This is a genomic window from Solitalea koreensis, from assembly GCF_900182575.1.
Lineage (GTDB): Bacteria > Bacteroidota > Bacteroidia > Sphingobacteriales > Sphingobacteriaceae > Solitalea > Solitalea koreensis.
In genome coordinates this window covers 460,308-472,183 of sequence record NZ_FXSZ01000001.1, presented here as the reverse complement: position 1 = coordinate 472,183, position 11,876 = coordinate 460,308, and the positions used below count along the sequence as shown (strand labels likewise).

The 11,876-nt window shown below is 36.2% G+C and carries 11 protein-coding genes; 6 read left to right on the top strand and 5 right to left on the bottom strand.

What is annotated here, in order from left to right; genetic code table 11:
- Positions 1-33: 33 nt before the first annotated feature.
- Positions 34-225 (top strand): hypothetical protein, encoded by a 192-nt coding sequence (locus FN756_RS14390; RefSeq protein ID WP_185955151.1) that lies wholly within the window; start codon positions 34-36, stop codon positions 223-225.
- A gap of 150 nt (positions 226-375) precedes the next feature.
- Entirely contained in the window at positions 376-2,073 is a 1,698-nt protein-coding gene (locus FN756_RS02120) for a S1C family serine protease (RefSeq protein WP_142601046.1), read from the top strand.
- Between the two features lie 316 nt (positions 2,074-2,389).
- Here the strand turns inward: FN756_RS02120 and rfbC are convergent, their stop codons facing one another.
- The 4 genes from rfbC to FN756_RS02100 all read right to left on the bottom strand — a co-directional run bounded on the left by rfbC (position 2,390) and on the right by FN756_RS02100 (position 6,143).
- Entirely contained in the window at positions 2,390-2,932 is a 543-nt protein-coding gene (gene rfbC / locus FN756_RS02115; protein WP_142601045.1) for a dTDP-4-dehydrorhamnose 3,5-epimerase, read from the bottom strand.
- A gap of 45 nt (positions 2,933-2,977) precedes the next feature.
- Positions 2,978-3,298: a DUF4286 family protein gene (locus FN756_RS02110; protein WP_142601043.1), complete on the bottom strand. Its 321-nt coding sequence runs from the start codon at positions 3,296-3,298 to the stop codon at positions 2,978-2,980.
- Positions 3,299-3,370: 72 nt separating this feature from the next.
- Positions 3,371-5,176: a tetratricopeptide repeat protein gene (locus FN756_RS02105; RefSeq protein WP_142601040.1), complete on the bottom strand. Its 1,806-nt coding sequence runs from the start codon at positions 5,174-5,176 to the stop codon at positions 3,371-3,373.
- A 52-nt stretch (positions 5,177-5,228) separates the two neighbouring features.
- Positions 5,229-6,143, bottom strand: a complete 915-nt coding sequence (locus tag FN756_RS02100; RefSeq protein ID WP_142601039.1) for a molybdopterin-binding domain-containing protein — start codon at positions 6,141-6,143, stop codon at positions 5,229-5,231.
- 133 nt (positions 6,144-6,276) lie between these two features.
- On the opposite strand from FN756_RS02100, the gene FN756_RS02095 reads away from it, so the two are divergent.
- The 4 genes from FN756_RS02095 (at position 6,277) to FN756_RS14385 (ending at position 10,892) form a co-directional block, all read left to right on the top strand.
- A complete protein-coding gene (locus FN756_RS02095) occupies positions 6,277-8,190 on the top strand; it encodes a S9 family peptidase (RefSeq protein ID WP_246085398.1) in 1,914 nt (637 codons plus the stop codon).
- Between the two features lie 6 nt (positions 8,191-8,196).
- On the top strand, positions 8,197-9,885 hold the full coding sequence (locus FN756_RS02090) for a sensor histidine kinase (RefSeq protein WP_142601037.1): 1,689 nt from the start codon (positions 8,197-8,199) through the stop codon (positions 9,883-9,885).
- Between the two features lie 10 nt (positions 9,886-9,895).
- Positions 9,896-10,591 carry a response regulator transcription factor gene (locus FN756_RS02085; RefSeq protein ID WP_142601035.1) on the top strand — a complete coding sequence of 232 codons (696 nt, stop codon included), beginning with the start codon at positions 9,896-9,898 and terminating at the stop codon, positions 10,589-10,591.
- Positions 10,592-10,718: 127 nt separating this feature from the next.
- Entirely contained in the window at positions 10,719-10,892 is a 174-nt protein-coding gene (locus FN756_RS14385) for a hypothetical protein (protein WP_185955150.1), read from the top strand.
- 44 nt (positions 10,893-10,936) lie between these two features.
- Here the strand turns inward: FN756_RS14385 and FN756_RS02080 are convergent, their stop codons facing one another.
- On the bottom strand, positions 10,937-11,806 hold the full coding sequence (locus FN756_RS02080; RefSeq protein WP_142601034.1) for a UbiA family prenyltransferase: 870 nt from the start codon (positions 11,804-11,806) through the stop codon (positions 10,937-10,939).
- Positions 11,807-11,876: the final 70 nt, after the last annotated feature.

Here is an 11,876-nt window from a genome sequence, read left to right as displayed (position 1 = left end):
GATAAGTTGCCGGCTTATACTTTATTAAAGCAAATGAAAAAACTAGCAATTATTTTAACGGCCTGTGGTTTGGCATTCGGGCTAAACGCTTGCAAAAACTCAGGCCGTCAACCACATCCACTCGACACAGAACGCATCGTTTGCGTATCTAAACAGTTAACAGAAATGATTTTTGCCCTCGGTGCACAAGATAAGCTAGTAGGTACTGACCTTTCCAGCACTTAGCCTGATGCTGCCAAAAAACTGACTAAAGTAGGCTTCCATAGGCTATTAATCCCAGAAGGTATAGTTACGCCAAGACTAGTCATTAAAATCTGACCCCCTCATTTACTTTCAAGCGAATCATGATTCGCTTAAAAAAGATCAATAAACCAAATGAAAAAGATATTCTTATTTTTAGTATGCCTACTTATTATCAAACCAATTTATGCTCAACGTAATGATGTTAACATTGAGCAGTTACAGCGTGATATTAAGGAAGGCATTAAGTGTGCCTATGATGCATCTGTTCGCATTATTCAATATAATACGGATGTGCAAAAGGGAGTAGGTGGCTATTTTAGCGGTGTAGTGGTTGATAACAAAGGACATATTCTTACTGCAGCGCATGCTGTTAAACCCAATGATATTTATCTCGTAACTTTTCCGGATGGTCGACAGGTTAAAGCCAAAGGTTTAGGGGTAATCTCCTCTGCTGATGCCGCTATGATTGTAATAACTGATAAGGGAAAGTGGCCAATTGCCAAAATGGGTTGGTCGTCTACACTGGAAAGCAACGTGCCGTGTATTAGTATTTCAAGCCCTGGGAGTTTAGGGTTTAATAAACCCACTGTACGTTTAGGATATATTTCCGATACACAACATGAAAGTGGCTTTATGAAAACAACCTGTTTAATGGAGCCTGGAGATTCAGGCGGTCCTCTTTTTGACTTAAGAGGGAGGGTTGTCGGTATTCATAGCCGCATTAAGCTTTCATTAGACGATAATTTTGAAGTGCCTATCGATGTGTTTAGAAAGTACTGGACCGCTTTGCAATCACCGGAATATCTTAACGCCTTTATTCCTGAAGATAAGGTTGTTCCTGGAAAGAAAGCTGAAGTGTTAAGGCCGGTACCGGAAATGAGACAATTAATTTCAAATTTTAAGGTACAGGATCAAGAATTTCAAAAAAACGTATTTACAGTAAAAGATTCGGTTAATGATTCTCCTATTGTTTGTACGTTGGTTGATTTGAATGGTTTGGTCCCCGAGTCTAAATTAAAAGGCAAGAGTTTTTTTATTAGCAAAAACTCTATGATACTAGCACATCCGATGGTTGAACTGGTTTCAGGGAAGTTTGTTGATGCCAAAGTGCTGGGTAGGGATGAACAGAGCGATTTAGTCCTTTTGGAAGTCCCTCAAGAAATTACTGGAGGCGTTAATCTGCAATCTGTTAAAACCGATTCAGTCTCTGTTGAAGAGCTTGGGAATTTGTTAATTTCTCCACAGCCACAAAATAACGGTATTGTAAGTGTTTTGGGTAATCAGTTGTTGTCAATTCCAAAATCGCCTGCCGCTTTTTTAGGGATTGGTGTAAATTTCAATATAGATACTCGCCAGATCGTAGTTACGGCGCTTTATCCGGAATGGACAAATACCAAAGGTGAAATAGAAAAGAGCAGTGACGATGACATTGAAATTTCTGATGTGCTGACCAAAATAAATGATCAGCCGATATTTACGGTGAAGGATTTGTCGGACGAATTATCCAAATATGATTACAAGCAATCTGTTTCTCTTCAGTATACTAAAAAAACAGGAAGCTCTCATACTAAAACACATGTTCTTAAACGTTATTATATAGTGCCTCATGTGCCAACTGATCTTTTTAGAGAAGGGAAAAGTCAGCGTGATAATTTCAAGGAGGTGTTGGTGCATGACGGAAAATTGAATCCATCAGATTGCGGAGGGCCTTTATATAGTGTCAATGGAACCTTTTATGGAATAAACATTGCGAGACTTTGCCGTACGGTTACCTTGGCAATTCCCGCTAAAGAAATTATGCAATTTGTTAAGGATTCAAAAGCGTTTTAAAATAGAAAACAATGAGGCAATCGAAGGCGCCGGAAGTCTTGGGATTCGAAATTCAATTGCTATATAAATATCGCAGCATGGGAATATTATGGGGCAGGAGTATTCCTAAAACCCTATTAAACAGATGCTTTTGCGGGGGGCTTAAAACAGCAATGTGAGCTGCAAGTTCTAAAGTTACAGTATAAAAAACAGCTGCTCTAAAAGGCAGCTGTTTTTTGTAAAGGTTAGGAAATCTTATAAGGTTTAAACTGACAAACTTGTCAAATCTTTAATAAAATGATTCGAATTTTGTGATCTTAGGAGTGACCTTTCTAATTTAAAAAGGGCTTTTTAAATCCTGCAATAACGACAGAATGGCGTCTTTCTCTGAAATCAGCGGTTCTGCAATATTCCATTCAATATTTAAATCCGGATCATTCCAAACAATTCCACCTTCGGAGTTTTTATCGTAATAATTGGTGCACTTGTAGGTGAAAATTGTATTGTCTTCCAGCGTAATAAAGCCATGAGCAAAACCCGGTGGAATCCAAAACTGAAGTTGATTTTGGGCGCTAAGTTCTATGCTGAAATATTGGCCATAAGTTGCCGAATTGGTTCTGATATCAACGGCAATGTCTAAAACACTGCCGCTAATTACCCTCACTAATTTTCCTTGAGCAAAAGGCGGAGCTTGGAAGTGTAACCCTCTCAAGGTGCCTTTTTGCGAAAGTGATTGGTTATCTTGTACAAATTCGGCATCAATCCCCACTTCTTTATACTTCTTCTGGCTATAACTCTCAAAAAAATAACCCCTATCGTCTTTGAAAACGCGAGGCTCAATAATTAATAATCCCTCAATAGGGGTGGATTTAATATTCATCTTACTAGGAAATGTATTTTGATAGATCCTCCTGAAAGGGACGATCTACTTTAGTTCTTCTATAACCTCAAGAATAGAACGGAAGGCTACAATTTTATTAGCATACTTCTTATTTACATCATCACGGAGTGTCGGGGCAAATTCTTTTTCATACTTAAGGTAATCATTAAAAGAATCACATAAATATTGAAAAGAATAAGTCATTCCTTCTTCATTTTCCTGAACGGGAGCAAGGAGCTGACAGATTTTACAGGATTTAAATAAACCAGTTTTAAGAACATCCGGAATGTGTATGCTACGCATCCAGTGTAACCATTCGTCATGCACTTCTGGTTCAATGTTAATAGTAACGTTGTATAATATCATGCTGAGAAATATTAGGCAGTAAAGTTGGGATTAAATTTTTTAAAAGCGCTGATGAATTGAAATTATGGCGAATTAATTCACAACATCGCCTCTCAAAATGCGGAAATGTTTGCGGGCTTCAATAACATACAAGCTGCCGGGGAATTTTGTAATAAGTTGTTCATACAGCGTTTGTGCTTTAGCAGGCTGATGTAATTTGTTTTCATATAAATCAGCTAACATAAACAGGGCGTCATCGGCCCAAACATCATAACTGTATTTTTCACAGATTTCGGTTAATGGATTAACAGCTTTTTCGGTTTGCCCCTTTTTAATATAAATCTTGGCCTTTGCCATTAAAATGTCGTCATTCAAAGAGTTATTCGGATATAATATATCAATGCTATCTAATTTAGCTAATGCATTGTCAGTTTTATTTTGGAAAATAAGCAACTCTGCTTTAGCATACATTTTCAGCGGAGCATTTGTGCTATCGGGGCCCAGATTGTCATTGATAACCAAGCTTAAATTCAGTGCGTCGTTGGCGAAAAGCTGTGATGTTGATGCTTTTAAAACATCTAATTGAGCCTTGGCCCAGTCAAAATCACCATTAAAATAGGAAAGTTGAGCGTTTCGAAAACGAGCTTCCTGCCCTAAAGGATTATCTCTTAAAGCTTTGTCTACTTGTCCGTAAATAAGCGTGGCTTCCCAAACATCACCTGTGAGAATATACAAATCGCCCAGGTCGAGTTTGCATTGTGCTTGTACCGAAAATGATAGTCGTGGAAGTTTAATGGCTTCCTCAAGCAAAGCAATCGCATCATTGGGTTTGTTTAATTGATAGGCCTGCAAATTGGCCAGCTCCCGGATGGCAAAAACAGTTTCGCTGCTTGTTCCAAATTCTTGTAATAATGATTTATAATCTTCTTCTAGTTCTAAAAGATCTTTCTGTTTGAAATTACCAGCGGTGATTTTCTTGTTTCTTGCAGTAAGGAGTTCAATACGCCCTTGTTGGTACAGCGGAGATTTATTGCCTTTGCTAACCAGATAGCTAAAAGCCTTGATGGCAATATCATATTCGTCATTGTTGATGCAGGCCTGACCAACACTGAGTACACGCTGACCATCCTCATCAAACTTTTTGTCGTATGAAATCGCCTGACTTAACGATGAATTATAATCCTTTTGCTGCAAGAAAAGCCATACTTGTAGTTCGGCAAGTTCCATGTTTTCTGAATCCTTATTCAATCTTTTTTGAAGGATGGTTCTAAACATTTCGAAGTCCTTTTTATCTTCTAATGTTCCTGCTAAAAGGGTTTTTGTTGAGGTTATAAAAGCAGGATTGATTTTGACCTGATTTAGCAACTCCTCAATTAAGGTGATTTTATCTTGTTTTATGGTATACAAGCGTGTTAACTCAAAGGTGAACATTGTTTCGTTGCCTATGAGTTGCCTGCCTTTTTTAAAGGCTTGTATTGCATAATCATATTCCGCGATGGAGTAAAACTTATTGCTGATTTCTGAAATTGCAAACATTTCTGCGGGCAAGTTATTTAACACACTATTGAATTGCTCTTTAGCCTTATTATTGTTCCCGCTTTGACGATAAATGTTTCCCAAATCAACCATATAGGATAAGGATTTGGATGATTTTTTAATTTGATGTTGAGCTAGTTTTTCAGCTTTGTCAAATTGTTTGAGCTTTAATTGGCAAAAAAGTAAGTTGTTGTAGCTTGTTTCAGAACCGGAAGAATTGTAGAGTTGCTCATATAATTTTGCAGCTTTTTCAAAATCTCCATTTTTTAAAAAATCATTAGCTAGGGCTTCATTGCTAGAGTTTTGTGCAAAACTGAATTGGCTCCATGTAAGTAAAAGCAATATGAGTAGGATACGCTGCATAAGAGTAAAAATAACGATTTACCTATGAAAAATGGAAGCCTACAATTGAAACTTAGCCTTTCGCTATAAAAGGTGTTATTTCAACCGATTGACCTTTTTTAACGTTGGTTTGTGGTAATATTTTAACATAGCAATTGGCATTCACAAAATCGCTAAGTGTAAGTTCATTGACATTTTGTCGAAAATTTACGATAATTTCTTTATCAAATATTGAATATCGGCCGATTGAAAAATGAGTATTTTGCGTTTTATTTTGATAGATAGTTGCTGACGTTGCTCTTAAAGGTTCTGTTTTTCTGTTAAGAAGTTGTGCTAACGCCAATCGTCCATACAGTTCGGCAGATAATAAAGCACCTGGTTGTTGAGGAGGCAATATGAAAATGGCTTTATTGTTTTTAATGCCAATCATTAATGAGCTGCCTGGCTGTTGTGTTACACTTTTAACAAAAAAAATTATACCCAACCGCTCAAGTAATGGCATAACCCAGTCCAAATCGTATCCGGTAAAAAATACTATATCAGATTGACTCGATAAAGCCTCTAAGCGAGGAATTGTTTCATCGCGGTTAGCCATAAGCACACGCTCTTCTGAAATATTTACCCCTTCAAAATTCCTGAAAATGTTACTGATCAGTGGTGCAATAATAGGTTTATAGGGATACCGGTCAGAATAAACAGGTTGGACCCTTGCCTGAATAGGTTTATATACCATAATTTCCTCAATGCCTTGTCTTAATAATATTCCCATTTCATAGGGGCGTAATAAAGAGCCTTTAGCAATCAAGGTTTCTGAAATGGCAAAATTAGTTTTTTCAATACGATTACGGGTCAGGATTGGCTGCTCCGGAATTAATAGGTCTTCCGCCAGAAACAGGTTTAAAGCATCCGAAAACGGCACTTTTATAATGCTCTGTTGAGGAGAAAAATTGTGGTTAATCAGGAATAAGGTTTCGTCTACACTGGTCAAGTTTTTCCGAGTTTTAATTTCAAGGGCCTAAAATTAATGAATGTTTTTCATAGGGTAACAATATTGTTTAAAGTCGTAAAAATATTGTTACAGCCCCGGTTGGCGCATTGTTTTTTAACTATTTTTAACATTCTTGCTTCAATTTTTAGAGCAGGAACAGAGAGGAATTATGAAGTTTATTTTGCGTTTAGTTTTAATGCTGCTTGTTGTTGTGATGGTTAGTTGCCATAAAAAAACATCAATCAGAGAAATACCCATTGCCAATTTTTTTCGAAATCCTGATAAATTTTATTACCATATTTCTCCGGATGGGAAATACATTTCCTATTTGAAGCCCTATCAAAATAGATTGAATATTTATGTTCATAAATTAAATTCCAATGAAATTATTCGCGTTACTTCAGAAACAGAAAACTCGGTGACCAGATATTGGTGGGGTAATAACAATCAGCTGATTTACTTACAGGATAATAACGGGGATGAAAAGTATCGACTTTATGCTGTAAACAAAGATGGAAGTAATAGACACGATCTTATTCCATTTTCAAATGTAATTACGCGTGTTGTTCGCGTGATGGGTAACGGCAATATTCTTATCGAAATGAACAAGCGCGATGAGAAAAAATTCGATATCTATAGGTTGAACTTAGAAACGAATAGACTGAAAATGGTTGCCGAAAACCCGGGAAACATTAGTTTCTGGCTCCCGGATTATAACGGAAAAGTATTGGTGGCTATATCATCCGATAGGGTAAATGAGAATTTGTTGTATAGGCCTGATGAAAATACACCATTTAGAGTGATTCGTACGATGAATTTTAAAGAGAGCTTTGAACCGGCATGTTTTTCTTTTGAAAATAATAAACACATCTATGCCCTTTCTAATATTAATCGGGATAAAAAAGCCTTAGTAGAGATTGATCTTGAAACCGGTAATGAAGTGAAAACGCTCTATGAGCATCCTGAGGTAGATGTAATGGAGGTTGGGTATTCAAAATTGAATAAAAAACTAAATTGGGTTGGTTTTACTACCTGGAAGTATCAACTCGATTTTATTGATAGTTCCGCTCGGCGTTTTTATAAAAATCTTACAAATCGATTTCCAGATTCAGAGATAAGTGTGATTGATAATGATACCCTGGAAAGAAAAATGTTAATCAGAACGTATAGCGATAAAAACCCCGGTTCTTATTACTTATATGATCGTGATAAAAGTAAAATCGTTAAGCTAAGCGATATTGCCCCATGGATAAATACGAATGAGATGGCTGACATGAAGCCGATCAGCTTTAAGTCTCGGGATGGCTTAACAATTAATGGATATTTAACCTTGCCCAGAGGACAAGATGCCAGAAATTTGCCGGTTATAATAAATCCTCACGGAGGCCCATGGAGTCGTAATAAGTGGGGATTTAATGCAGAAACACAGTTTTTAGCCAATCGTGGGTATGCGGTATTACAAATTAATTACCGAGGCTCCTCTGGCTATGGAAGAAAATTCTGGGAAGCCTCATTTGGGGAATGGGGAAAAAAGATGCAGGACGATGTGACTGACGGTGTAGATTGGCTTATTAAACAAGGAATTGCTGATCCCAATAGAATAGCAATCTATGGTTTTAGTTACGGGGGCTACAGCGCGCTAATGGGGGCAATACAAACGCCTGAAAAGTACCGCTGTGCCATCTCTTATTCCGGCATCTCCAATATTTTTACTTATTTAAAAGATATTCCGCCTTATTATAAATCAATGCAGTCCATGTTTTATGAAATGGTGGCTAACCCTGAGCTTGATGCTGATTATTTAAGAGATGTATCGCCTATTTTTCATACCGATAAAATCAATATTCCTGTTATGATTGTTCAGGGATCAAAAGATCCTCGAGTTAACATCAATGAAACTAACCAATTTGTTAAAAGCCTTCAAAAACGCAATATTGAAGTAAAATACGTGGTCAATCAAAATGAAGGACATATGCTCACGAAAGAAGAAAACCGTCTGAAATTCTATGAAGAGCTGGAACAATTTTTATCGCAGAACATGAAGTAATTAGCTTTGGAAAAAGAATCTCCTAAAAGTATATACCGCAAAAATCTTCCCCTAATTTCAAGTTTTGTAATACTTGTTACGCTTACCCTTGTGATAGGTTTGCTGTTGGGGTATAAGTTTACGCAAAAATTTGTTGAGGGACAGTTTGATGGTGATAAGGCAAAAGTTCTGGATAAAACCATTGAAAATTACAATGATTTAGTAAACAACCGTATTCCACAAATTTCACTTTTTCAGGGATATCTTGATTCTGTTTCCGTAGAGAAAATTGTGTATAGCAGGCTTCGGTCCTTTCCATTCATTAATTCGATTGTGTTTTATGATACCGAAATTAGCAATCACCCTTTAGGGCCTTTAACAATAGCCTTGCGAAAAGATAGGTTTTCGGCAGAATGTAAGGGTATTTATAAGTACGGAAAAGGAAAACCTCCTGAAGTGCTCTATAAAAAAGGCCGTTTAAATAATTATCCCTCAAATATTGAAGGGGATTTTAATGCCGCAATGCTCAAGTTCGCATCTTATGTAGAGGGAAGCGATACAACTCGTGTTCCGGATAACAACGAAATTTTTAAAACGTTTTATACCATTAGCGACAATAAAATTAGCTATTTAAATGTTCCTCGTCGAGAAGAGATTAGGGTGTATAAAGATTTTATACTTGATTCAAAACAGCCGCTTTCTTCTGTATATGAACATGATTTGCTTACGTTTAACCTAAATCCGTATGCCCTTCAGATAAGAAATACAAATCCTCGTTTGTACGAAACGGTGCTTATTAAACCTTTTACATTTGATTCGCTCAGTACCGATGCTAGAAATTATTATACAACCGGTATTGCCTTACCCGGCGCTTTTTCTGATTATCAGTTGTATTTCATCTCTTCTAAAAGATTTATTAATAAAGAGATCTTTGCTATCTTCAAACCGATAGCAATCAGTTTCATTATCGTTTATTTGCTGCTCATGTTTATTGCATATCTTATTTTCAGAAACATGAACATCAATCAGAAGCTGTTTAAACTGCAGTATGATTTTATTAATAACCTTACTCATGAATTTAAAACACCTGTTAGCGTTATAAAAATTGCTGGAGATAATATACGTAGCTCCGACACATTGAGCGATCGGGAACGTCTGCATTACGGAAAAATATTAAATGAAGAGGCTGATAAATTGAATGATTTGATGAATAAATTATTGTCATTCACTCAGCTTGAGAATAAGTCAATTAAAATCAAGTATTCAAGAATTAACATCGAAATATTTTGTCAGAATCAGGTAGATGCTTATCAACTTAAATACCCTGATTTTGATATTCAATACTCATTGGATGATGTTGATTATTTAGAAACCGATATTGTATTATTAAACAGTGTATTTACTAATTTAATTGATAATGCGTATAAGTATTCTCCTTCAGGAAGAAAACAATTAACGATTAATATAACCCGGCAAAAACGACTGATTATAATGAACTTTATTGATCAGGGAATAGGAATCGAAAAGTCAGAACTGGAAAATATATTTAAGAAGTTTTACAAAGTTGATAATGAATTTAACCGCCACGGAAGTGTCGGCATTGGTTTAGCTTTTTGCAAAGAAGTGGTTAACTTTATGCATGGTGAAATTGAAGTAAAAAGCAAGCCCGGTAAAGGTTCCGAATTTAAAATAACACTCCCGCTAAAAAGAATATAAGAAGCATACCATGGAAAAGAAAAAAATCAAGATTGTTGTTGTTGAAGATGATGAAAATCTTCGTTTTTTAGTTGTTAATCGGCTTGAGAAAGAAGGATATACTGTTTTCGAAGCGGCTAATGGCCATGATGGAGAAACAGCCATTCTAAAAGAAGAGCCGGAAGTGGTTTTGCTCGATTGGATGTTACCTGGGAAACAAGGTTCAGCGGTTTGCGCATCGTTAAGACAGCAGCAGTTTGAAAATCAGATTATCATGATGACTGCTAAAGCTCAGGATGTTGATAAAATTGACGCTTATAATTTTGGAGTCTCTGATTATATTACCAAACCATTCAATATGGATGTTTTGGTAGCCTTACTTGATAATAAAGTAAAATACTTGCTCACGCATGACAAATCTGAGATTCACCGATTTTCCGGAATGGAACATCACCCTAATGTACATTCGTTAGTTATGCGTGATGGCCGTAAAATGGAACTTACCATTCTTGAAAACAGAATACTGTTGTATTTTCTTAAAAATCCTGATAAGGTAATCAATCGTGATGAATTGATGCAAGTAGTATGGGGGTATAATTCAGATGTAAATACACGAACTCTCGATATGCACATTGTTCGACTTCGCAAGAAAATCGAAGAAAATCCCGAAAATCCACAATTGCTGCAAACCGTTCGTGGTATCGGTTATCGCTTTAACCTCGGTTAAACAGTTTTTTATTTTACTATAATTGTAGAGAGGCTGTCTCCTATGTTTGAAAAAAACAGGAAGCGGCCTTTTTTTTGAAAGTGTTAAGATATAAAACCTGTAGATGTGAGTTTGAAAACTAGTTTTGGTGATCGTTGTACCATCAATTACGATCACATACATTCGCAAACGCAGTATGAATTTGGGAATTTTTCTTGCTGAAAAATATAAGGAACTATACGATTTCTATTTAACAATGGCTAAGGCCGACAATGCTAAAATTGTACTGATGAACAGTCCGGTTGCTAGTAAAAAGTTATAATTCAATAATAAAAAAGAGAGAATTATCAAGTATTTCTCTCTTTTTTATAAAAAATAAACTGCAGCTAATACCAGTAAATAATGAGTAATCATTAAGCCATCTACCCAAAAAAGACAAAAATAATCGTTTCTTTTTGATGATGCCAAAATTACAAAGTAAGAAGTAAGTAGGCTTGATGCTAGTAATCCAATGAACACTTGTTGGGCAATTGCAGAATTGAAATTGATAATTAAAAACAACTGACTTGCTAATAAAAACAAACAAAGTATTTTGGTTTGAGCAGGTCCAAGTAACGTGGCTAAAGTCTTTAGCCCAAACTTTCTATCGGAATCTATATCTCGGAGATCGAATAACAATGCCAAGACAAAAATGAATACAAAGCGTTTTGCAAATAGGATGATAATTTGAGTCAAATGCAGTTCAATGCCTGCCTGAAGAATGGGCAATAGTACGGTTCCTAAAGCCCAAACTCCTGCAACCAAAAATGTTTTCAATCCCGGCACTTGTCTAAGGCCGCCTTTCAGTTTAGCAATAAAAGGAAGTGAATAAGACAACGCGATTATACCGGTTAGTAAACCGGCTTCGATTGTTTTTATTTTTAAGAAGAAAGAAAGAGGAACGATTAAAAGGGCCGCAACAAGAGCAATTGTTAATATGGAAGTTGAATGGCGTGAAACAAAACGTACCCGATGATTAGTGCTGTTCTTTTGGGAAGCTTTAATTCTCTGAAAATAAAGAATGACACGAAAATTGTAAACAAAAACAGAAGCGAAAAAGATAATGAGTAATAATGCTTCGTCCGGTTTTTGCCCGATAAGAAGATAGGTTAATGCAGCTTGAGCAACAGCGCATAAAGCCACAAAAAGATGGCTGAAAATTAAATAATCAAAAATGTGTTTGGCTTTTTGGCGCATGTGGTTATTAGGAGCTCAAAGATAAAAGACATTGGCATAAAGACTACTCTTGTTAAAACACCACCAAGAA

Coding starts and splice junctions, on each gene's coding strand:
- FN756_RS14390 (WP_185955151.1), top strand. CDS start 34: ATGAAAAAACTAGCAATTATTTTAACGGCCTGTGGTTTGGCATTCGGG.
- FN756_RS02080 (WP_142601034.1), bottom strand. CDS start 11,806: ATGCGCCAAAAAGCCAAACACATTTTTGATTATTTAATTTTCAGCCAT.
- FN756_RS02120 (WP_142601046.1), top strand. CDS start 376: ATGAAAAAGATATTCTTATTTTTAGTATGCCTACTTATTATCAAACCA.
- FN756_RS02105 (WP_142601040.1), bottom strand. CDS start 5,176: ATGCAGCGTATCCTACTCATATTGCTTTTACTTACATGGAGCCAATTC.
- FN756_RS02110 (WP_142601043.1), bottom strand. CDS start 3,298: ATGATATTATACAACGTTACTATTAACATTGAACCAGAAGTGCATGAC.
- FN756_RS02085 (WP_142601035.1), top strand. CDS start 9,896: ATGGAAAAGAAAAAAATCAAGATTGTTGTTGTTGAAGATGATGAAAAT.
- rfbC (WP_142601045.1), bottom strand. CDS start 2,932: ATGAATATTAAATCCACCCCTATTGAGGGATTATTAATTATTGAGCCT.